This window comes from Sinorhizobium fredii USDA 257 (assembly GCF_000265205.3).
Classification (GTDB): domain Bacteria; phylum Pseudomonadota; class Alphaproteobacteria; order Rhizobiales; family Rhizobiaceae; genus Sinorhizobium; species Sinorhizobium fredii_B.
In genome coordinates this window covers 38,468-60,343 of record NT_187163.1, presented here as the reverse complement: position 1 = coordinate 60,343, position 21,876 = coordinate 38,468, and the positions used below count along the sequence as shown (strand labels likewise).

The 21,876-nt window shown below is 59.7% G+C and carries 20 protein-coding genes and 4 pseudogenes; 16 read left to right on the top strand and 8 right to left on the bottom strand.

Going from position 1 to position 21,876, the window contains the following annotated elements:
* Window positions 1–26 precede the first annotated feature (26 nt).
* The 7 genes from USDA257_RS30670 to USDA257_RS38640 all read left to right on the top strand — a co-directional run bounded on the left by USDA257_RS30670 (window position 27) and on the right by USDA257_RS38640 (window position 5,509).
* Complete coding sequence (locus USDA257_RS30670; protein WP_014857881.1) at window positions 27–788, top strand: NAD(+)/NADH kinase; 762 nt, start codon at window positions 27–29, stop codon at window positions 786–788.
* Between the two features lie 80 nt (window positions 789–868).
* Window positions 869–1,351 carry a pyridoxamine 5'-phosphate oxidase family protein gene (locus USDA257_RS30665; RefSeq protein ID WP_014857880.1) on the top strand — a complete coding sequence of 161 codons (483 nt, stop codon included), beginning with the start codon at window positions 869–871 and terminating at the stop codon, window positions 1,349–1,351.
* A gap of 715 nt (window positions 1,352–2,066) precedes the next feature.
* Window positions 2,067–2,279, top strand: a complete 213-nt coding sequence (locus USDA257_RS30660) for a ChaB family protein (RefSeq protein WP_014857878.1) — start codon at window positions 2,067–2,069, stop codon at window positions 2,277–2,279.
* Window positions 2,280–2,298: 19 nt separating this feature from the next.
* Complete coding sequence (locus tag USDA257_RS30655; protein WP_014857877.1) at window positions 2,299–2,547, top strand: DUF5335 family protein; 249 nt, start codon at window positions 2,299–2,301, stop codon at window positions 2,545–2,547.
* A 266-nt stretch (window positions 2,548–2,813) separates the two neighbouring features.
* On the top strand, window positions 2,814–3,263 hold the full coding sequence (locus USDA257_RS38650; RefSeq protein WP_014857875.1) for a cation-transporting P-type ATPase: 450 nt from the start codon (window positions 2,814–2,816) through the stop codon (window positions 3,261–3,263).
* Window positions 3,199–4,188: an HAD-IC family P-type ATPase gene (locus USDA257_RS38645; protein ID WP_332908283.1), complete on the top strand. Its 990-nt coding sequence runs from the start codon at window positions 3,199–3,201 to the stop codon at window positions 4,186–4,188. Before USDA257_RS38650 ends, USDA257_RS38645 begins: the two co-directional genes overlap by 65 nt.
* Before the next feature lie 25 nt (window positions 4,189–4,213).
* Window positions 4,214–5,509, top strand: a complete 1,296-nt coding sequence (locus USDA257_RS38640) for a cation-translocating P-type ATPase (RefSeq protein ID WP_332908282.1) — start codon at window positions 4,214–4,216, stop codon at window positions 5,507–5,509.
* A 557-nt stretch (window positions 5,510–6,066) separates the two neighbouring features.
* On the opposite strand, the gene USDA257_RS30635 is transcribed toward USDA257_RS38640, so the two are convergent.
* A complete protein-coding gene (locus USDA257_RS30635; protein WP_014857871.1) occupies window positions 6,067–6,813 on the bottom strand; it encodes a Crp/Fnr family transcriptional regulator in 747 nt (248 codons plus the stop codon).
* A gap of 287 nt (window positions 6,814–7,100) precedes the next feature.
* Between USDA257_RS30635 and USDA257_RS30630 the strand changes: the two genes are divergently transcribed.
* Window positions 7,101–7,841 carry a Crp/Fnr family transcriptional regulator gene (locus USDA257_RS30630; protein ID WP_014857870.1) on the top strand — a complete coding sequence of 247 codons (741 nt, stop codon included), beginning with the start codon at window positions 7,101–7,103 and terminating at the stop codon, window positions 7,839–7,841.
* 272 nt (window positions 7,842–8,113) lie between these two features.
* Window positions 8,114–8,563 (top strand): hemerythrin domain-containing protein, encoded by a 450-nt coding sequence (locus USDA257_RS30625; protein WP_014857869.1) that lies wholly within the window; start codon window positions 8,114–8,116, stop codon window positions 8,561–8,563.
* A gap of 223 nt (window positions 8,564–8,786) precedes the next feature.
* On the opposite strand, the gene USDA257_RS30620 is transcribed toward USDA257_RS30625, so the two are convergent.
* Window positions 8,787–9,359, bottom strand: a complete 573-nt coding sequence (locus tag USDA257_RS30620) for a hypothetical protein (protein ID WP_037456699.1) — start codon at window positions 9,357–9,359, stop codon at window positions 8,787–8,789.
* A gap of 63 nt (window positions 9,360–9,422) precedes the next feature.
* Between USDA257_RS30620 and USDA257_RS38470 the strand changes: the two are divergent.
* A pseudogene (locus USDA257_RS38470) lies at window positions 9,423–10,109 on the top strand (PAS domain S-box protein); the annotation flags it as partial.
* Between the two features lie 323 nt (window positions 10,110–10,432).
* Here USDA257_RS38470 and USDA257_RS34760 read toward each other — a convergent pair.
* Window positions 10,433–10,588 (bottom strand): annotated as a pseudogene (locus USDA257_RS34760) (CBS domain-containing protein); the annotation flags it as partial.
* 122 nt (window positions 10,589–10,710) lie between these two features.
* Between USDA257_RS34760 and USDA257_RS30615 the strand changes: the two are divergent.
* On the top strand, window positions 10,711–11,262 hold the full coding sequence (locus USDA257_RS30615) for an HPF/RaiA family ribosome-associated protein (RefSeq protein ID WP_014857866.1): 552 nt from the start codon (window positions 10,711–10,713) through the stop codon (window positions 11,260–11,262).
* Window positions 11,263–11,333: 71 nt separating this feature from the next.
* Here the strand turns inward: USDA257_RS30615 and USDA257_RS30610 are convergent, their stop codons facing one another.
* A complete protein-coding gene (locus tag USDA257_RS30610; protein WP_014857865.1) occupies window positions 11,334–11,753 on the bottom strand; it encodes a DUF3775 domain-containing protein in 420 nt (139 codons plus the stop codon).
* A gap of 352 nt (window positions 11,754–12,105) precedes the next feature.
* Window positions 12,106–12,775, bottom strand: a pseudogene (locus USDA257_RS34755) (BON domain-containing protein).
* Window positions 12,776–13,055: 280 nt separating this feature from the next.
* Here USDA257_RS34755 and USDA257_RS30595 point away from each other — a divergent pair.
* Window positions 13,056–13,790: pseudogene (locus USDA257_RS30595) on the top strand (response regulator).
* Window positions 13,791–13,834: 44 nt separating this feature from the next.
* Here USDA257_RS30595 and USDA257_RS30590 read toward each other — a convergent pair.
* A complete protein-coding gene (locus tag USDA257_RS30590; protein ID WP_014857858.1) occupies window positions 13,835–14,278 on the bottom strand; it encodes a hypothetical protein in 444 nt (147 codons plus the stop codon).
* Window positions 14,279–14,569: 291 nt separating this feature from the next.
* On the opposite strand from USDA257_RS30590, the gene USDA257_RS30585 reads away from it, so the two are divergent.
* Window positions 14,570–15,505, top strand: coding sequence for a PDZ domain-containing protein (locus USDA257_RS30585; protein WP_014857856.1), 936 nt, complete (start codon window positions 14,570–14,572; stop codon window positions 15,503–15,505).
* Between the two features lies 1 nt (window position 15,506).
* Window positions 15,507–16,628, top strand: coding sequence for a site-2 protease family protein (locus tag USDA257_RS30580; protein ID WP_014857855.1), 1,122 nt, complete (start codon window positions 15,507–15,509; stop codon window positions 16,626–16,628).
* A gap of 65 nt (window positions 16,629–16,693) precedes the next feature.
* On the opposite strand, the gene USDA257_RS30575 is transcribed toward USDA257_RS30580, so the two are convergent.
* Window positions 16,694–17,137: a baeRF12 domain-containing protein gene (locus USDA257_RS30575; RefSeq protein ID WP_014857854.1), complete on the bottom strand. Its 444-nt coding sequence runs from the start codon at window positions 17,135–17,137 to the stop codon at window positions 16,694–16,696.
* A 214-nt stretch (window positions 17,138–17,351) separates the two neighbouring features.
* A complete protein-coding gene (locus tag USDA257_RS30570) occupies window positions 17,352–18,569 on the bottom strand; it encodes a glucokinase (protein ID WP_422663601.1) in 1,218 nt (405 codons plus the stop codon).
* A gap of 849 nt (window positions 18,570–19,418) precedes the next feature.
* Here USDA257_RS30570 and USDA257_RS30565 point away from each other — a divergent pair.
* Both USDA257_RS30565 and USDA257_RS30560 read left to right on the top strand, forming a co-directional pair.
* Window positions 19,419–20,792, top strand: coding sequence for a bifunctional aminoglycoside phosphotransferase/ATP-binding protein (locus USDA257_RS30565; RefSeq protein ID WP_014857849.1), 1,374 nt, complete (start codon window positions 19,419–19,421; stop codon window positions 20,790–20,792).
* A 160-nt stretch (window positions 20,793–20,952) separates the two neighbouring features.
* Window positions 20,953–21,600 carry a BON domain-containing protein gene (locus USDA257_RS30560; protein WP_037456673.1) on the top strand — a complete coding sequence of 216 codons (648 nt, stop codon included), beginning with the start codon at window positions 20,953–20,955 and terminating at the stop codon, window positions 21,598–21,600.
* Window positions 21,601–21,876 lie beyond the last annotated feature (276 nt).

The window sequence follows — 21,876 nt, the reverse complement described above, 5'->3', positions numbered from 1 at the left end:
AGCGGTTTTGACTTGAAGGTTCGACCATGAAGATCGCATTCCTGGCATCACCGAGGCCAGCCGCTCAAGGCGCGCTCGAGGAACTTACGGGCCGCTACGGCCAAACCGCTGCGGTAGATGCCGACTGCATCGTGACCATCGGTGGAGACGGTACCGTCCTGAAGGCGCTCCATGCGGTGCTGCCAATGCCGGCAAAGCCCGTATTCGCCATGCGCACGGAAAGTTCCGTCGGATTTCTCTGCAATCCGTTGCGGACGAATGGCCTGGCCGAACGGCTGCACTCGGCTGTCAGCCTGGAATTGCCTGTGCTCCAAGCGGAGATCGAGGAGACGGGAGGGGGCCGCCGGGTCCTCTTCGGCATCAACGAAATCGTCCTTATCCGACAACGACTCCAAGAGGCCAAATTGCACGTTGCCCTCGGCGGACAAGCAAACCCGATGATCATCTCGGGGGATGGTTTGATGCTGGCGACGCCACTCGGCAGCACGGCCTATAGTCGCTCGCTCGGCGGTCCGCGTCTGCCGCTCAGGTCTTCGCTTTTAACGCTGACAGGCATTGCCATCCGGCGTCCCGCCGACTGGTCTCACATTGTCTTGAGTGATCGCGCGATCCTGGATGTAGAGGTCGTTGAGGCCTCTCACCATCCTGTTCGCATAGAGACCGCCATTGACGCCGTCCCGGACATTCGTCGTGCGCAGCTGTTTTGCAATCGCGAACGCGAGGCGACGCTGCTCTTCGATCGCGTGGCTCAGAACGATTCTTGGACGGCCTTTGGCCGCTCGTGCTGACGCCCCATTTGCGTTGCGTCAAGGCGGGCGCGCCGATCCAGCATTAAACTCAAACTCTTCTTCGATGAAGGAATTGAACCATGTTCATCAGGGAAATGACCGAAGAGGAGTGCATCGCGCTTCTTTCGGCAGAGCGGCTGGCGAGGCTCGCGTGTGCGAAAGACAACCAGCCCTATGTCGTCCCAGTCTACTACGCATATGCCGGCAAATGCCTCTACGCTTTTTCCATGCCCGGGCAGAAGATCGAATGGATGCGCGCCAATCCTCACGTTTGTGTGCAGGTCGACGGGCTTGTCACCGGAAAGCAGTGGAGGAGCGTGGTGGCGTATGGGCGTTATCAGGAACTTCCGGATACGGCACGATGGCATCGTGAATGCCTTCATGCATGGTCCCTTCTCGAGAAGCACGTTAACTGGTGGGAGCCGGGGGGCTTGAAACCGGCGCCCCAACCTATCGTCGGGGCTTCCCCCCATCTCTTCTACTGTATCTGTATCGACGAGATGACAGGGCGCGCCGCCGTGGCAGAAGACGCAGGTGGTGGTCCCGCGCCGCGCCCTCTCTGAAATCTGCACCTGTCTGGTCAAGTCTCAATCTTTCCCGCCCGGTCTATGATGCGCAACGGCAGGGGCACGCCTGCCGAGCGGGCAATCGCCCCGAATACAGCCCGCACGAGAACGGGCGCGTCTATGCGTCGCGCGCATGCGTCCCCTTATGGCATGAAGGGATGATTTTCCGGCCCCCGCGCCGCGGCGTTTTACGCTCGTGGGACGCCTGATCACAGAACGCATATGCCGCCGACAGCATGTTTCGTGATTTTCCAGATGGCGACGGGTTCCGCTAACCGAAACCGAGGTGAACGGCGGAATATCGGAGCAATGTCGGGTCTTTGATCGTGGACAAAGCTGGAGCGGCCTTCATGCGCGATGATTAGCGAGCTTGATTTAAGTCTGCGTTCGAAGGTCTGGTTATGAAGACTGCCCTCCTGTTGATCCTTGCATGCGCCGCCCTGACAGGATGCACCAAACCAGCCGCTATGTCAGTCTGCCGGGCTATGCGTACAAAACCGATCCGGCCTGCGAGCGGACCCAGCCGCCGTCGCAATTTGATGAACGTTGCGATTGTCCGAAGCTCGGATTCAAAGGCTTTACGCCGCCTGCCACTTGCGGTGGCGGCATTTGAACTCCTGCGCAACAGCAGGCCCTTTGATCAAAATCAATGTCAGGTCATGCAAGAAGGGAAATGCTTTAAGAGCGCATGCAGCGAAATTGGGGGGAGCCAATGCCTTATACTTCCAACGCCGACCTGCCGCCGGCCGTCAGGCAATCCTTGCCCCGGCACGCACAGGACATTTACCGTGAAGCGTTCAATCACGCATTTGCCGCCCATGTCGGCGATCCGCGTCAGGAAGAGGCATCGCGCCGGATCGCCTGGGCGGCGGTGAAACGCTCTTATTCGAAGATCGGGAACGAATGGGTTGCCTCGGATGGCTGACCAACAGGAGTGGTGAACTATGGCAAGTCGTTTCTTGGCTAAGCCCGAATGGCATTTCTACTTCGAACGGATCGCGGGCGCCCTGGAAGGCAAGCGCGCGCAAGTCGAAGTGACGGGGCTCCGGCTCGGCGACCAGATCGAGGCGAAGTGGGTCCCGCTGCTTGGCATTACCTATGACCAGAAGAATGATCTCGTGGAAATAGCTCTGGAGGGCCTCGATCATCTCGTTCGCAAGCCGAACAGCATAGCCGTTGACGAAGTGGCCTGACGGCCTGAATGGCCTGGAGATTGTCGATGCCGATCAGTACCGCCAGATCGTCACATTGGCGAGCCCGCTGAGACTTCCGGCGCCGGACGTTGAGCGCAGTTGAAGGGCCGCCGACAGGCCCGGCCAGCTAGAAGCCTCAAAGTCAGCGACCTGCGTCTCAACCTTGAGCTGCTGAGGCATCATGCCGGGGCGGCGAAGTGGGGCTAAGGCCCGGCCATAGATTTGCTCGCGGGAGTCCTCTCTCCGGTCCTTCCGGAGTCTTGCCGATGAATGTGTTTCGCGCCATTAGCGAAGAAGTCCTCGAGAGCCTCGGGACCAGCGGAGCCGGCCTTTCTTCGAAAGAGGCCGCGAGGCGCTTGGCGGAGTACGGGCCCAACGCCGTCGAAAGGATCCGCGGCAAACCTCTCCACAAGCGTGCCATCGAAACCCTCACGCATCTGTTGGCGCTTTTGCTGTGGTTTGCCGCGGCGATCGCTTTCATCGGGCACCTGATCGAGCCAAACCTCGGAATGGCGACGCTGGGCTATGCGATCGTTGGCGTCATCCTCGTGAACGGGCTCTTTGCCTTTTGGCAAGAATTTCGAGCCGAGCGGACTCTAGCCGAGTTGGCGAAGCTGCTGCCCTCGCAGGTCAAGGTAGTGCGCGGGGAAAGTGTCGCCACTGTCCCCGGCGATGAACTGGTGCCTGGGGGATGTCATCCTGCTGGGGCAGGGTGACATGGTGCCGGCAGATTGCCGTCTGATCGAGGCGTTCGCACTGCGTGTCAGCAATGCCACGGTGACCGGCGAGGCGATGCCGATCGACCGTTCCGCCGCCCCATCCGATGCATCGGATATCCTGCGCAGCACCAACGCCCTGCTTGCCGGCACGTCCGTGCTTGCCGGTGACGGCGTCGCCGTCGTCTTCGCCACGGGCTCGCACACCGAGTTCGGCAAGATCGCGCGACTGGCGCAGAGCGGCACAGAAGTCCGTTCGCCGCTGCTGAACGAAGTCGCCTCCCTCAGCCGCGTCATCGCCGTGCTTGCTTTCGGTCTCGGCCTGGCTTTCTTCGCCATCGGATTTGAGGCAGGACTGTCGATCTGGCAGGCATCGATGTTCGGCATAGGAACGATTGTCGCGAATGTCCCCGAAGGGCTCCTGCCGACGATAACGCTCACATTGGCCATGGGAGCCCGGCGCATGGCGCGCCGCAAGGTTCTTGTCCGCCATCTACCAGCCGCCGAGACCCTCGGTTCGGTCACGGTCATCTGCACCGACAAGACAGGAACACTGACTGAAAATCGCATGGCCATTAGAGAACTCTTTCTGTCGCGCACTTTGGCGCCCGCCTATCCGGCGGACCTCAAGCCGGAGGTGAACAAAGCCGACCGGCGGCTCTGCGAAGTCGCACGATGGTGCCAGACGGTCCAGCGAGCGAAGGACGGCGGGTGGCTGGGCGACCCCATGGAGATGGCTCTGGTCGAGATGGCGGGGCGGGCAGGACTTGCCTCGGCCAGCGTTCAGCTCGTCAGCGAAATTCCCTTCGATGCCGATCGGAAGCGCATGTCGACCCTTCACGAGACCGTAGAGGGGAGGGCTATGTATACAAAGGGCGCACCCGAAACGGTGATCCCCCCTCTGCACGGACCTGGAGGCCAATAAAGGGGTTGCGCCTTTGACGCGGAAATTGCGCCAGCGCCTCAAGGAAGCGGAGGAAGCCTTTGCGAAAAAGGGCTTGCGCGTGCTCGCCCTTGCCTACCGGCGCCTGGAGCCAGAGGCGCCCCTGCCGACGAGTGAGGTGGGCCTCGTCTTTCTCGGGCTGGTCGCTTTCGAAGATCCCCCGCGCGAGGGTGTCGCTGAAGCGGTGCGAAGCGCTCGACAGGCAGGCATCAAGATTGTCATCGCGACAGGCGATCATCCCGATACCACCATCGCTATCGGCCGTCAGATCGGGCTGGTCAGGGAAGAGGAGATGCCGCAGGTGGTGACAGGCGAGCGTCTACACGATCTGTCCGACTCACAACTGCGGACCGCTCTCGATGCGCCCTGTCCGATCTTCGCACGCCTCGCTGCCGATCAGAAATTGCGCATTGTTCGCGCTCTGAGAGCCAAGGGGCATGTCACTGCAGTGACCGGCCACGGCGTGAACGACGCGCCGGCGCTCAAGGAGGCGGACATCGGCATTGCCATGGGCAGGACCGGAAGCGATGTCGCCCGCGCAGCAGCCGACATGGTCCTTGTCGACGATAACTTCGTCAGCATTGTCGATGGTATCGAGGAGGGCCGCGCAGTCTTCGACAATGTCCGCAAATTCTTGACCTATGTACTCACCTCGAACGTCGCCGAATTCGTCCCCTATCTCGCCTTCGTTCTCTTTGGCATTCCGCTGCCGCTGACCATCATCCAGATACTCGCCGTCGATCTGGGCACCGATTTGTTGCCTGCACTTGCGCTGGGAGCGGAAAAGCCGCACCCTGATATAATGGCGAGACCGCCGCGCCCCCGTACGGAACGGCTGTTGGATCATCGCTTGCTTCTGCGGGCCTACGGATTCCTGGGCCTGTTCGAGGCGGCGGCGGGAATGACGGCGTACTCCTTTGTCCTCTGGCAAGGAGGTTGGGCGTTTGGCGAGCCGCTGGCAGCTCACGCGGCTCTCTACCTGCAGGCAACGACTGCATGCCTGGTGGCCATCGTCCTTCTACAGATCGTTAACGTGTTTCTCTGTCGGGATGAACGGATCTCGCTGTTTGCACAAACGTCTTTGGGCAATCCGCTGATCTTCGTCGGGATCGCCTTCGAGATCGGGATGATCCTCGCAGTCGTGTACACGCAGCCGGGCAATGCCCTCTTCGGCACTGCGCCTTTGGGATGGCAGGCATGGTTGTTTGTAGGACCGTTTGCGGCGGCCATGCTGGTCAGTGAGGAGGCGCGAAAATGGATTGCTCGATCCCGATCCCCCAGAAAACCATCAGAGAAGGGATAACATAAATGAATAAGTCTCGATCGCGGCGCGCGTAACTCATCCCAATAGCTACGAAACGCCTCTCAGCATGTTTCAATGTTTTGCCTGCATCTTGCGCATCGGATTTGTCTGGACGGGGCCGCCACAAATCGGACGCGGATAGCATTCCTGGATGAATGGCGGCTTCCTCCATGCACGTCCGTGCTTGATTTCCTGTCATCCACCGCGAAACGGGCGCCAGCGCAATTGTTCCTGACTAGAAATAGGACCGAGCGAGCGGCCCGATGTATTCGGTTCTGAAGCCATGCGTCCGCGCCTTCCGGATAAAGGCATTCGCCCCGGCAAGATTTGTCTCGAGGATGCGGGCGTTTTGGCTATCACCAGCGAAATTTGCCTCGAACCAATGGCTCGCGCGTGCAGAGAGCAGGCAGATCCGCCAGTTTTGCGCCTCCTTTCTCTCGACGCGGAAATCCGCATCGCTAGAGGCTGGCTCGCTTAGTTCCACGGTATTTGCCGTGGCAGGCGCAAAAGCTCGATCTGCATGGGCCATATTCACGCTCCTCCTGATTTGTAACCGATTAGAGACTGGTGGTCAGATGTTCCCTTGCCCGAAGGCGCTTGCAGGACGCGGCAAGCCGTGCTTCTTCGAGTATCTCAAAGCGCCGCGGCGTAAGGGCACGGATGATGCCCTCCTCCTGTAACGCCAGAAGCAGATGGGCAAGGCTCGTCGTCGTGATGCCGATGTGTGCTGCCAATGCAGTGCGATTTATCGTCACGACAGCAATCGGATTGCGCTTTATCGAGACGACCGTTCGATCGTGGTCGAACGGACGATAGATGACACGCAGGAGAAAAAAGCCGAGACGATCGATCGGGCGCTCGCTCATGCAAGCGATCTGGTGGAGGCAGCATTGCAACTGCGAGGTTGCGGCGTTCAAAATGGCGTTCGCCAGCTCCGGATCGTTTCGGAGCGCAGCTGTCAGTTGCGCCGGATCGATGCAACGGACTGTCGCCGGGGTCAGCGTCTCGAATTCAATGTCCGGGTGGCGGGAAACCGTTGGATAGACGATGTCATTGGGTCCGAGGATTTGCAGAATGCGGTTGTTGCCGTCTCTGCCTAGCCGACGGATCGCCACCACGCCGTCGACTATTCCGAGGAAGAAGGGCCTCTTGCCATTCCCGGAAAGCACGGAGGCAGCCCCGAAGCGCTTGACGCGCCCGAAGCCCCGCAAATGCCGTTCTATATCAATCGCTGCCAGGTCGGAGCCCAGCGGACTAAATGAAGGGCAATGATTGCGTCTTGCCGCAAAGTTCTTTGTTGCCATGGAACGACCTCGGCTCATCGAAAAATGCAGGTGAATTGATTCCGTGTGAGTCGATGGCCGTCTTTGATGTGAATCAAAGAAGAGAAATAAATATAAGAAATGCTTCGTACTATCGAAGATGTATAGGGGTAATGTCGCCCGTTTGGAGAGTATTTGCCGCCGCCACTCGAGTTCCGGCGTTCACTGTTACAAACTGTTACAATTTCTTAAACACTGTTACTGTGTAGTTATTCTGCAGTCACGCATAGGCGGTCAACTTACCCATTAACCCTAGGGGGAGAGTTACCATGAGCCTTCAGCTAGTTGTCGGTCAGTCGACTAACCCAGCGGCAGCAGCGTCAACCGCGGCAGACAAACCGACACTTTCGTCGCTTTTCTGCAGGCAGTCGATCGAGAGAATCGCTCCGGGTTCCGCCGTTTTCTGGGAGGGCGACGCAGCTAAAAACATCTTTGAGGTCGTTGAAGGCACGCTCAGGGCTTACAGGATTCTCAACGACGGCCGCCGCGTCATTCTCGGTTTCGTCCGCGCGGGTGATCTGCTCGGCGTTTCGCTGAGGGGGCATTACCTTTACACAGTTGAGGCGATCACGCCCGTCGAAGTCCGTCGCCTACCGAAACACCGCTTCGACAGCCTGAGCGAGCGCGAACCGCACCTCAATGAGCAGCTCTTCTCGAAACTCTGCGACGAGATGGCTGCGGCCCAGGATCAGATGGTGCTGCTTTCGCGAAGGAGTGCAGAGGAAAAGCTAGCCGGCTTTTTCTTGCTGATGGCGCGCGGCCAAGTGCAGAAGCGCGGCATGATCATCGAACTACCGATGACGAGGCTGGATATAGCCGACTATCTCGGCATGACGATCGAGACCGTCTCACGGACCATCACCAAGCTCGCTGGCTGCGGTGTTATCGCGACGGTCGGGCGTCATTCCATTGCTCTCCTGACCATGAACGCGCTGGTCGCGCTTGCCGGTGGCGAACTGGAGAACCCGTCGTTTCAGGAAGCGTACCGCCGTCGCCACGCCATGGCGTAACGACTGCGACTTTCACGTCTCGGGCCTCTGCTAGCGGGGCCGGCGGGGACACGTGTCTTGGAGCGTTCTCATTTGCATAATCGTACGAACAAGGCCGAGCTTGGTGGTGGAACGCGGAGCCTGTCGCCGAGACCACGCACGATGGATTTACACCAGATTGCCCATTCTCCGGGAGCGTCTATGACGGCGGTAATGGAACTGCCGTTTTCCCGGCATCGAATCCGGCGCCCTATGATGTCCTGTGGCTCGGCGCCGCCTCAAAGGAGCAAGCCATGGAATTGAGGATCCCTGAACCGCTCAAGACGGAGCACTCGGCACTTCACTCGGAACTGGTCGACGCGACAAAACAAGGCGGCCGTGTCGGGGCGGCGGCAAAAGAAGTCGCAAGACTCTTGCACCCGCATTTCATTCGCGAAGAAGAATTCGCACTCCCACCGCTCAGCCTGCTTGGAGCGTTGGCGAAGGGAACGTTAATTCCCGGGATGACTGACGTCGTCACTCTGACGGACAGGCTGGAGGCCGAACTGCCATCAATGCTGGCCGAGCACCAGCAGATCGTAGCAGCGCTCGGCGAGCTGGTCGCGGCGGCGAAGGCCGAAAACAAGCCGAAATATGTGGACTTCGCCGAGAAGCTGATCCTGCACGCCAGGACTGAAGAGGAAGTCCTCTATCCGGCCGCGCTTATCGTCGGGCGCTATATCAAGCTGTTGCTTGGCAAATAGCCTCGGATGGCAGGACCTTTCTTGCGTCCGAACGGATCAGCATCTATCCGGTGGCCAAGTGGCATGTGCATATTGAGGCGCCGAATGACGGTCTTGCGCGACATCAATTTCGACAGACGATTTTTCGGCTAAAGGAATGGAGCGCTAACGTCGCGCGTGGCGGAAGGTCTTCATTATGAACAAATCCGAGCTGAAACGCGCCATCGCGACCGGTGTCTATCGTTCACCCGTTGCGCGCTTCGTTTCGATCCTGGGGCGGGAAAGGCCCGCTTCCGCCTTCTTTCTGATCTTCGCGGCGGCTCTCGTGCTCCCGGTCTTGCTGTTCGGTACCCTGACCGCCTGGACGTATGTGCAGGCCGAAAAAGAGCGGGCCGTCGAGAGGGCGCAGGCACTGGCGCACGAACTGTCGGCTGCGGTCGACCGCGAACTGGCCGGACCACGCCTGGTTATGGAAGCATTGGCTACCTCGGAGGAGCTGCGAAGAGGAGATTTGCAGGCATTCCACCCTACCGCAGCAGCCGTTGCCGACTCGCTTGGCCTCACGATCGTCGTGCGGGCTCCTGGACAGCCGCGACAGCTGCTCAATACTTCCGTGCCCTGGGGAACGCCATTGCCGCGCCCGAATCCTGCGATCGCTGAATTCGATCAGCGGGTGCCTCAGCAAAAAAGGCCCGTCATAACGAACATCATCGTGGGCCAGCAGAAGCGTCTGCTTGCCACGGTGATTGTACCAGTCTTGCGAGAAGACGAGGTGATCTATCTGCTCGCCGTCGGCATACCGGTCGAAAGACTGCAACCCGTGTTCAGCGATGTGAGCCTTGACGAGGGATGGCTGGCAGCCATTGTCGACTCGAGGGGTATGATTGCAGCACGTTCGGTTGACCCAGAGGCTTTTGTCGGGAAACAGGCACCCTCCGATTGGATATCGCAGGTTACCGGCCCGGAAGGCCTTTGGCGGGGCCACAACCTGCAGAACGTTGAGGTCGTTGCTGCCTACGCCCGCCCCGGCGACACGAATTGGTTCGCCACCGTGACAGTCCCTATTTCGCTTCTTAACGCGCCGATCTGGAAGGCGCTTGCAACGCTTTCGGCGATTGGGGTCCTACTTCTGTCTTTATCGGTCGCTCTCGCATCTTGGGCGGCGTCTCATCTCACGCGCGCCGTCGGCGCCCTCCAAAACGCCGGCCTCGAACTCGAGAAAAATGAACATGTCTCGCCCGTGGCCACGCCGGTACGCGAGATCAACTCGGTCGGGCGAGTTCTCGCGGCAGCAGCCACCGAGGCGCAGCGGCGTGAGGCTCACCTACGCTCCATTCTGGCAACCGTGCCAAGCGCAATGGTGGTGATCGACAGCCGAGGAAGAATACAGTCGTTCAGCGCCACGGCGGAGAAGCTCTTTGGTTTCACCGCGAGTGAAGTCTCCGGGAAGAACGTCAACGTTCTGATGCCGGAGCCGGACCGAAGCGCTCATGACAGTTACCTACGGCACTACCTCGACACCGGGGAGCGGCGCATCATTGGAAAAGGACGCGTCGACGGTAAAGGCCGTAACCGGTGGGACCCGCCTCATAGCCGATCCTCCAACCGTCAGTCATTGAGGAATATCAAGGCGGCGGACGGTGTCCTCAGCCGAGAGACCGAGCGGCCGCGAGCCCTTGGGCAGTATGGAGTTTCTGCAATCAGCTTCCGCATCCGAGGCTCCTTGCCAGCACTCGGCACGCATCAACCGGGTTTCCGAGCTGAGAGCGCGCGTGACCGTTCTTCCATGCCCTGCAGTATAGCGGTGGGCACACATGGAGACAGCGGAGCGGCCGACTCTTTTCCGGCAGGGGTACGCCTGCCGAGCGGGCGATCACCCGTATGCAGCGCTCAGCCACGCACGTATTGCACGAGTTGCTCGATGTCGAATTCCCGATCAGCGATCACAGATTTCGTAAGGTCGCCGATGGAGATAATGCCGACCAGGCATCCGTTTTCCAGGACAGGCAGGTGCCTGATATGTTTCTCGGTCATAAGCGCCATACAAGACGTCCGCCGTTTGAACCATTATTCAACCGCAAAAAGCACCTGTCGTTGCGCGGGGTCAATGCGGCGCCGGTCAACTGCAGGCAGGCTTGTGGTTGGAATAAACTTTAAGGGCAGGAACCATGGAAATCATCCCTCAAATCCGGTTTCGCGGAATGGAACCATCCGCCTCGGTGGAGGCTGCGGTGCGCGAGCGGATCGCGCGGCTCGAGCGTTTCCACAAAAGAATCACCTCCTGCAACGTGATCGTCGAGGCACCCCATCGCCACGGCCGCAAAGGCTCCATCTACCATGTCCGCGTCGACATCACCGTGCCAGGACGCGAGATCGTCGTCGGGCGAGAGCGGGAGGAAAATCACGCCCATGAAGATGTGCTCGTGGCGATCCGCGACAGTTTCAACGCTGCGCAACGGCGGCTTGAGGATGCCGTGCGCGAGATGAGCGGCTACCGGGTGAAACCGCATCCGGAGACGCTCCACGGCGAGGTCGCGCGGCTCGTGCCCGAGGAAGGCTTCGGTTTCATCACGACAGCGGACGGGCGCGAGTTCTTCTTCCGCCGCGAAGGCATGGGGTCCGACGATCAGTGGAAGCAGTTGAAAGTCGGGACGGAGGTGCGCTTTGCCGAGCACGAAGGCGAGAAAGGGCCCTATGCCTCTGGGGTGTCTATCGCCTGATGCCTTGGCGATCGCGTGGCTTAGAGCGAGATGGAGTGTGCGATTTTCCGTCCCATCTTCAACTGCGGAATCTAGAGGCGGACCATCTCATATTCCTGGCAGGACTCGCCGAATTGTGCCATGGCTTCCTCCAGATAGTCCGCCAATAAAGGTGTACCGAGCAGGTATGACGTGGTCCGGTCATTGTGGGCAGCAGCGGCTTCGGCGCGAATGCTCTCCCAGTCGTCGACGTTGCCATCGCCACGGCCGAGCCAGGACAGCGCCACGAGGTCGATCTGCTCGTCCTCGTTCAGGTCCGAGATCAGGCTCTCGAGCTCAACTTCCACAGGGTCGTCCGGCTGATCTTCAAGCACCGATACCATCATGTCGTCGCTGGCATTGGATGCCGGATCGGGCTCCGTGACCGCATCTTTGGCATCGAACTCGCGTGCCTTGATGATGAGGTAGCATACTTTCTCGGGCGAGATCGACAGGTTCCAAGCCTCACTCATCTCGGTTCTCCAGATTCCATTGGTTCGCTCTGCGGGACCATTCGGAAAGTCGCGCACCCGCGATCATACCAACATCTGTGTCGATACTCGTTGATTCGCATCAATGAGGTCCTACCCGATGGATGGAATTCATCATGTTTGAGGTCTGCAGCGGAGGCAGGTGGACGAATGCGTGCGACATTTGCCTGACGGCCCTCACCGATCTTGTCTGCGACCTTTCTCTACATGGGAGACAGATCGTGGCGCGACCTCGAATTGCTGCGATGGCAATCGACAGATCGCCTCGAATGAGGCGATAGGAGTCTGTCTCCTGCGGATGCTCGCCCCGGATGACATTGGCGCGCGGCTGTTTTCACGGACTCAGGCGTTCCTGAGCGTCGGCCACGCTCAGATGATCCTCGACGGCGGTCACTCCAGGCGCCGACCAAGCGGCGCGTTCCACCATCACCCGTACCCGCAGGCTCTGCACCTTTCCGCGTAATGTCACATGACCGCCGGAAACGTCGACGTCGATATTCTCGGCCTCAATCTCGGCGTTGCGTTCGAGTGCCTCTTCGATGCCGTGCCGGAGGTCAGAGACATCCACGCGGGCAGGCCGGATCTTGAGCTGGTTGATTATGCCCTTCACGCCGGAGAGTTCCCGCACCGCGCTTTCCGCCGCCGAACGTTGAAAACGCCGGTCGACCACACCACTCAGGGTGACAAGCCCCTTCCGCACCTTGACCCTGAATCTCGTTCGGAGGCGCGCCAGGCGAGGATTTTCAGGACGGGCTGGCAATTTCATCGTCAGCGGTCTTCCTGTGTTCCGGCAGTCGTACCTCGATATCCTCCGCGATAGCCCGCACGCCCTTTATCCTTTGGACTACGGGCTCCGCGGCGTGTTTTTCCGCATAGCTGAGCACATGACCCATTAAGGTCACGATGCCGTCCTCGATAATGACACCGATGTTTGCAGCATCTATGGTCGGCTTGTACTCAAGTTCGTTCAGGATGTCCTGGCGCGGTCGCATGTCATCGATCATCATCTCCTCCCGTGACGCAAGGCATCTGAAAGACCGCAGCCGTAGTATCGCCGATCATTCGATCGTCGGTCATTGGGGACATCAAGGCAGTGTGTGCCGCCGGCTGAAGGCGAGCATGCGGCGCGCCTGTTGCACGGCACTGGCTGGAAGGCTCATGGCGTCTCCCTGCCTTTGATCCAGACCGAAGAATTTGAACGCTGTGCGGCGACGGATGTGTTACAATTCGTTCGATTTTGGAACCGACTGTAACTGCGTTGGCTGAAGCGTCTCGAGGGACTGCATGGCCAAGCCGCCCGAACATATCCTCGTCGTCGACGATGACCCGAGAATCCAAGAGATGCTCGCTCGGTATTTCGAAGAAGAGGGATACTGTGTCAACGTGGCAGGCGATGGCCAGCAGATGCGCAGTTGCCTGTAGAAGTTGCCAATCGACATCATTCTGCTCGATCTAGTCCTACCCGGAGAGGACGGCTTGGCACTTGCGCGCGACATAAGGGCCTCCTCTGACATACCGATTATCATGCTGACCGGGCGCAACGACGTCGTCGATCGGATCGTCGGGCTGGAGCTCGGCGCCGACGACTACATCACGAAGCCTTTCCATCTTCGCGAGGTATTGGCGCGCCTGAAATGCGCCCTTCGGCGCCGGCAGCCAGGAGCATCGCTGAACCGCAGCAGCGAGCCGCAAACGGAAATCTACAGCTTCGAGGGGTGGCGTCTTGACGTCGGTCGCCGACAATTGCTGGCTGACGACGGGAAGGAGATCTCTCTGACGACGGGCGAGTTCGATATGCTCTGTGTGCTTGTGAACCATGCTGGCCGTGTGTTGCAGCGCGAGCTATTGATGGATCTCACCCGAGGCCGGAACCTCGAAGCCTTCGATCGAACCATCGATGCCCAGATCGCCCGGCCGCGCCGCAAGATCGAGCGAGACCCTGGCAACCCGGCGCTCATAAAAACCGTGAGAGGCGTCGGATATGTCTTCAGCGCAAGGGCGATTCGGCAGGACGTCTAGGCATTTTCGACGCCCCGCATTGACCTTAGATTAGGATCAATGGTTCATTGCACCGGTATGAGGATTCCGCGGTCCTGCCGCCGCGGTCCGCCGGGCGGGCCGGGCCAATTGGCAGGGTCAGGACTTGCGACGCGAATGAAGCCGCACTGTTTGTCGCAAGCCGCCGTCGTCAAATATTCGAGAAGGGCATCACAGACGCCCGGCGTGTCTCCGGCACTTATGATGATGAAGACCGGCACGTCGAGAAGCCGTCCGTACAATACGTGGTGTGTGGTGCGCATCAGGCAGACACCTGCGATGTAACCGCGTGAGTTTTCGACCGTTATGATCTCCTCGGAGTAGGGCGTTATATATTTTCTCGCAAAAGTCGTCGCACAGAGTTCACGCCATCCGGCCACGTCGACCCCGTAGCCGACGGCTTCTATCAATCGATAGGTTTGGTCGACCTGAGGGGGCTTGATGAGGTTGACGGAATAGGCCATGGCCATGCTCGCTCCGGCGGATCATGTGCTCAGGCATTCGCGGTGCGCATCTCGAGCTCGCTGGGTTACCGCGCCGCTGCGGCGATCCCTCCAAGAAGGTCCAATCCCTGAACGCAGATTGGCATTTGAAGCGTACATTCCGCTAAGCGTCGCAAGGTGTCTTTGATGCCCGTCAAAATCGGGCCGATCCGCCGTGTTGCCAGCGCCGCCGGGCTGCCGCAGAAGCCCGAATTGATGCGGGTCAATGCATTGGAATGCAAAGGCGGCTGAAATCCTGGCGCTGGTTGGAGCGCGAACATGCAAGAGATCTCAAGGCTGCTGGTGATTGCCGTTATATTCGGTGCCATTGGCCCTCCCGCTGAAGCGGTCGGAAGTGAACCGGGCCTGAGTGCGCCCGTTAATCCCGGGAGCTCGGGCGGCGCGCTCGTCAACTCCTCCGGTGAGATCATAGGCATCACGCGCGGAATTCCCGCGCCCAGCGAAGCAAGCACCGGCATAGCCTTCGCGATCCCCTTGGACATAGCAGTGCAAATCGTGCGCGAGCTGATCGCTTACGGAGAATACAAGCGTGGTCGGCTCGACCTTTCCGTGACGACCGCGATGGACGCCGAGGGCGGAGGGACCGCTGAGGCGCTAAGGCTTGTCGTGAACGAGCTCGCTTGCGACTCGGCCGCGGAACGGCAAGCCCTGCGGCTTGGCGACTTCATCGTGGCGCTCGATGGCCGTACGCTCCGGACGGAGGCCGCCTTCAGGAACGCAATCAGCTTGCTTCCGGCCGGCGCCCGCATCACGCTCGATATCCGCCGTGGAGAAAAGTCGCAGATGCTCAATTTGACGTCTTCCGATCCAGGCGAAGACGATCGACTTAGCGTAGACGAGGGCATCCTCGAGTCAGTTACCATTGGCTTCCCATCACCGACGGTCTCAGCGGCTTGCGCGCCGACAGGGCCGGTCTTGGTCGACGTTGCGACTGGCAGTCTCGCCCACTTAATCGGCCTGAGGACGGGCGATTATCTGACGGCGATCAACGGCGGGGCCGCCACATCTGCCTGTCAAATCCGAGACGTGCTGGAAGTTGCCGAGGGGGTATCCGTCGATATCCTGCGCGCAGGAATTTTGAAGTCGAATAAAAGCAAGAACCGCTTGCGTGTCGGGCGACCTGCCCGTTTCGTGCCCGTCGCACGTCATGGGTCAACGGGCTTCCGCTGCTTCGGTCATCAGCGAGTGAGATGACATGGAATGGTCAGTGAAGCTTGGGACTGTCGCGGGAACCGAAATCCGTGTGCATATGACGTTCGTGCTCCTGCTCATCTGGGTCTGGCTGATGCACTACCAGATCGGTGGGGCGCCCGCAGCCTGGGAAGGCGTCGCATTCATCGTCAGCGTCTTCGCATGCGTGGTCCTGCACGAATTCGGGCACATCGCCGCTGCGCGCCGATACGGCATCAAGACGCCTGACATAACTCTCTTGCCGATCGGCGGCGTGGCGCGACTGGAGCGCAATCCGAGCAAGCCATCCCAGGAACTGGTGATTGCGATCGCAGGTCCCCTGGTCAATGTCGTGATCGCCGCCTTGCTCATCATGGTCATTGGAGGCGCCGTCGGCCTCGATGAACTTGCCAAGCCACAGGACCCCCGCGTCGACTTCTTTGCGAGGCTTGCCGGCGTCAATATCTTCATCGTTCTGTTCAACATGATCCCGGCCTTTCCAATGGATGGTGGCCGCGTCTTGCGCGCTGTTCTGGCCTGGCGCTGGTCCAGGGTGCGCGCCACGAGAGTTGCCGCCGCGATCGGGCAGGCAGCCGCCTTCGCGATGGGCCTTGCTGGGCTGTTCTACAATCCGCTGCTCATCCTCATTGCGATCTTCGTCTATCTCGCGGCGGAAGCGGAAGCGCAGAGCAGCGAGTTACAGGCGATTTCCGGCGGCGTCACTGTGGGCGACGTGATGGTGACGGAATTTACGGTGCTTGATACAGCAGCGCGCGTCGACGAGGCGGTCGAGATGCTGCTTGCGACCAGCCAGAATGAATTTCCGGTGGTCGACCGGGATGGGCAGTTCGAGGGGCTGCTGACACGTGACGGAATCATCGGTGCCATGAAGGAAAACGGTCCGGAAACACCCGTGCGGACCGTCATGCGCAAGGACATCCCGACAATTGACGAAGGGACCCCGGTCGATGAGAGCTTGCGCATTATGCAGAGCGGAAATGCGCCTGCCGCGGCAGTCATCAACCGTGACCGACGCCTCGTGGGCATGATGAACTACGAGACGATCGGGGAGATGCTGATGCTCCGCGCGGCCGTCGAAGACTTTCGTTTCGCCAGCCTGCGCCAATACCGGTCGAGGCAACGTTGAGGCCGGTGCCGGCTTTGTGAGGCCTCGCCGAGATCGCGACGACCCTCACTCGCCTGGCGCAAATCTCATGCCGAGAGATAGTGCTCGATTTCCGGAATCGGGAACTTTACCAGATCCCTTGCCACTTCGGCGCTTACCGCGGCACGTGTCGATGGGTCCAAGCGCTTGCGCAGGATGCCGAGCACGCGCGGCGGCGCAACGAGAACAAGTTTGGTAACGCCATTGTCGCGCATCGAATCGCCCAGTTGCCCGGCGATCTGCGCAAGAAATGCTTTCTCGGCCTGATCGTGCCAGTCCGTTTCCTGCATCGCGCTTCGCGCACCGCCTTGCGCCTGATAGCGACCCTGACGATCCGTTCCGAGATCCCGCGTCGGCGGTTGATGCTCGGACAGGACGTCGACCGGAACAAGATTGAGCAGTTCTGCATCGCCCTGGTTGCGCAGGATGAGGGCCTTGGCCCCATCGCAAATCAGGAACCAACTGCCATGGGGAATTCTCGTCGCCACCATGATGTCCACCTTTCTTGAATCTACGATGTTTTCGATCGTGTCGCGCTCACCGCGCCATCAAAACGGGGTTCTCGCGTCGTCGAGCATCGATCTCGTGCTCCCCATGATGCGCCTTATTGATCCGCGTCAAAAGCGAAGGCGGGTTGAGAAACTGCCCGTCTTCGTTTTTACGACGGCCAGCGCACTGGTCTATGCTTCTCGTGGCGCGCGGCGGTCATCGGTCTCGGTAACGATGAAGGTGTCCGTGGACCCCAGAATGACGAAGCCCAGCAAATCCCGCGTCATCGCGCTGATGATTGCGTCGCTCCTCAGCGACCTCCTGAGCAAGAGCAGTGCGCTCACCGGCAGGCAGACGAGTACTGAGTTTCGGCCATAGCGTGCCGGCTGCGCATGAAGTGCCACTTGTAGTGTGAAAAAAGCGGCGCTGAAGCGTGCTTGCGCGGACTAGCTCTCGAATTGTAAAGCGATACGTCGCGCATCTCAGCCTCTCTGCCGGGAGAGCGCCATCGCTGCGCCCCGTAATATGGCGTCTTCGCTGCGAATGAGGAAAGCCGGTATCCCCTCCAGCCAGGGTAAGCGTTTTCCTTTGGCGACGAAGGCGGCGCGGAAGTGATCGTGCCTGAGCACACTTTCCATTCTCCGCAGGATGGGCCCCCCAGAGATAGATGCCGCCGCGGGCGTCGTAGATCAGCGCGACGTCGCTTGCAAACCTGCCAAGCCAGGTTGTGAAGTGGTTCAGCGCGTCCGCGGCAATGGTGTCGCCCTCACCGGCGGCATCGACGATTTCTGTCGCCGGAATGGAACGCGCAATCTGGCCGGAAATTTCGAGCAGTAGTTCATAGAGATGGCTGAGCCCCGGGGCCGACAGCAGATGTTCGACCGAAACATAATCCGTATTGCCCCGGATTCGCTTGAGAATATCGAGCTCCTCTTGCGTCTGAGGCGCAAAGGATATGTTTCCTGCATGACCGTGGAATGCCGCCCAGGCGCCATTGGCTTGGCTCGCAGTCGCAACCCCGAGCGCGTTGCCGACACTGATGACGGCCTTCGGTGCGCCGACATCGGCATTTTCTCCGCCGATGCGTTCGATGTCGTGCGGACCCAAATCGGGTAGCGCGAGTGAAAGCGCATCGAGCGGGTCGACGATTGTGACGCGCGGTGTGACATCGCTTTTGATGCGTGTGGCAATCAGTGTGCGCTCGAGCTCGGCGCTAAGGGTCGGTGCGCCGTTGGTAATTGCGATGGCAAGCGCCGGGGGAGAGCTGGGAATGGACTTGAGGTACGCAGTCAGAGCTTGGGCCACGGAGGCAAACGCATAGTTGACGAACTGCACATAATGGTCAATCGACAGCTTGTCGCTATTGGCGACAGCAAAGCGCATATGCGTCTCACCTATATCTGCGACGACCGCGTCGTGTGTAGATTTGCTCACCACGTCCTCCTAGCTCTCCCTGCTTACCGCACTGTGCAGCATCTTTGCGCTTTCCACTTTGATGAACATCAACGTTGCGTCGTCCGAGTGGGCAAAAGGTGCTGGGCGAGATCGTGCGCCAAGTGCTCGTGTGTTCGGCGAACGTACGCGGGATATCGCCGGTACACTTTTTGACATCGAAACAACCTGCGGGATCATGGCCTATACGGAGGGGGAGATCTTGCCATGATGGGCTGCCCAAGGTGTCTGTTCGGGACGGTTTCATGCGACCACTGTTGCCCCTGTGCGATCAATTGCAGATCTCGAAGGCCAATGGACGGGCCTGGAAGCATACGAAACCGGAAGAGCCGACGAACTCGAGGCGGACTCTTCAACGTCGGCTGCCGCCGGGACCTGGCAAAAGAGACGATTTCTCGGGGCCGTTCGGTTGATCGAGGTCTGACACGCGAATGCGCGACCTGCGTTGACGCACATCAATGCAAGTTGACTGCACCGGTTGCATTTTTTCCCTACCATTATCCGGCCAAGCAAGAACCGGCCGATGAGGTAACACACCATCTCCGGCGAAATCGACAGGTTCCAGGCCTCACTCATCTCCAAGTCTCCAATTCTCCATTCTGAATCTCCGGACTTCGCTGTCCGATGGGCACGATTGGCTAATCGCGAGAGCAGCCGGACAAACACTCATCTTACCGTCACCGCACCCCCATTCGTTGATTCGCATCAATGAAGCGGTATCTGATGGGATTCATGATGATCAAAATTCGGTAAAGAACTGGCACAGTCGAAGTGGCAGCAATTCGAGTTCGCGAGGCAATGTCCCCACGCCAAGAACGATGAGGCGAGAACATGCTTGCCGAAGATCAATCGGAGGTCATCACGTTTCTGCAGGACCTTCGCGGTGCTACTGCGGTCGAGAGGATCGAGACGCACATCTCCTATGTTTTCCTGATCGGTGACCGTGCATTTAAGATGAAGCGCGCGGTGGCCGTTGACGGTCGTCTTACCGCCGAGCTCATAACCCGAGCAGCCCGCATGATCGCCCGTTTTCATCGCGGTGCTCCGACCATTCACCAGGGCTCCGGTTCTGCGAACATTGCCGGCGTACTTCGCATCAACGCTGCCGGCTTTGCAACCAGCCGGGTCTTCGGAGCCCACGAGCTTGAGGATTTCAACCGTGCGTTCGAGAAGAGGCTCACGGCTGACGCATCGCTGCTCGATGCTCGCGAGGTCGCCGGCAAGGTCAGGAGGTGCCATGGCGATCTGCATCTGCGCAACATTTGCATGATCAACCACGAGCCCCGGCTCTTCGACTGCATCGAGTTCAACGATCAGATCGCCACCGTCGATACGCTTTACGACCTTGCCTTTCTTCTCATGGACCTGTGGCACCGTGGCTTCCCCGAGTTCGCAAATCTGGTGGCCAACCGATATCTTGATGCAACGGATGACGATGAGGGCTTCGTGCTGTTGCCCTATTTTATGGCCATACGCGCGGCGGTGAGGGCCCACGTCATCGCCACGCAGGTCGAGGAAAGCAGCGCCGCGGCCACGGACAAACTTGCCGCCGAGGCGCGCTCCTATTTCGACCTCGCTCGTTCTCTGATCGTGATGAAGCCGGCGCGTTTGATCGTGATCGGCGGCCTCAGCGGTTCAGGCAAAACGACGGTGGCAGAGATGTTGGCCCCACGTTCTGGGTCGCCACCTGGAGCGCGGATCGTCGAAAGCGACGGCATTCGCAAGGCAATGCACGGCGTTCAAGCCGAGGAAAGGCTTGGGCCAGCCGCCTATCGCCCGGAAGTCTCAGAGAAAGTTTATGGCGAGATGGCGCGCCGCACCCTCGCGATTCTGCGCGCCGGCGGCTCAGTCGTCGCCGATGCGGTGTTCGACAGAGAGGCCAACCGGGCGCGCATAGAGGCCGTCGCGCGTGAAGCCGGCGTGCCATGCACGGCGGTCTGGCTCGACGCGAAAGCGTCACTACTGCGCCGGCGCGTGGCCTCAAGGACTGTCAGTCCCTCCGATGCCGACTTGGAGGTACTCGCGCGACAGCTTGTCGCCGACACGGACGGCATCACATGGCAACGGATCGATGCTGATCGAGATGCGCATGAGATTGCCCGCGTGATACTCGAGCTGCAGAGTGATTTAAAGAGACAGGAGGCCAGGCTCCTTGGGTTGTGGTTCGGATGGGCGGGGGGGCGCCGTCGCCGCGTTCGGCCCTAATGGCGCGTGGGGCGATCGTTCGCATCGATATTTCTCAGGTTTTGCGACAGGGATGTCACAGTGTCTATCGCCTGCCGGTCCAGCAATTGATGCGCGTCAATGCGTGAAATCTCGACGCCGCTACGATTGGGACGTCAAGTCGCCAAGAGGAGGTTACGACATGGACGACATCATTTTGAGACAAGACATCATTGATGAACTCGAATTCGAGCCGAGCATCGATGCCGCCAATATCGGCGTCGCTGTCGAAGACGGGGTCGTCACACTCACGGGACACGTGCCGACCTATGCCCAGAGGGCCACCGCCGAAGATGTCGTCCGAAGGGTCAAGGGGGTCAGAGGCATCGCCCAGGAAATTGAGGTCCGGCCCTTCGGCGCCAATAGGACAGCCGACGACGAGATCGCGAAGCGGGCGCTCAACACCATCAGCTGGAACACCGCGGTGCCGAAAGACTCCGTGCAGGTAAAGGTCCGGCAGGGATGGGTCACGTTGACGGGGAAGGTCGGCTGGCACTACCAAAGGACCGCGGCTGCGGATGCCGTGCGTAACCTCGCAGGCGTCGTCGGCGTAAACAATAGCATCGAAGTAAAGCCACCTGCGTCAGCCTCGGATGTGAAGAAGCGCATCGAAGATGCATTGAAGCGCAATGCCGAACTTGAGGCTCAAGCGATCCGCGTCGACGTCCTCAACGACAAAGTCATTCTGAAGGGCAAGGTGAATGCCTGGGTTGAGCGCAGTGCGGCCGAGCGGGCGGCGTGGTCGGCGCCGGGGGTCAGGGAGGTCGAAGATCAGCTAACGGTGTCATAGGATCGGGGCGGCTGGACCGCTTCATTCTGCGCCACGCAGCCGCTACTGTTTCCTTCGGCGGCGAGCATGCGAATCGCACCACCCCGTGAATTCATCGCTTCGCATCAATGAATGCCAGAGCGATCTGGAGAGACTGAGTTGGTGCCGCAAGGAATCCTCATTCTTGCGACTGCCCGAAAAGACGAGGAGAGAACCGTCCGGGCGAAGCACCACTCAGTCGTCGCATGGGCCTTGGAACACCGGCCTCAATAATCTTGTCAGCCATTCCTCTCCGAC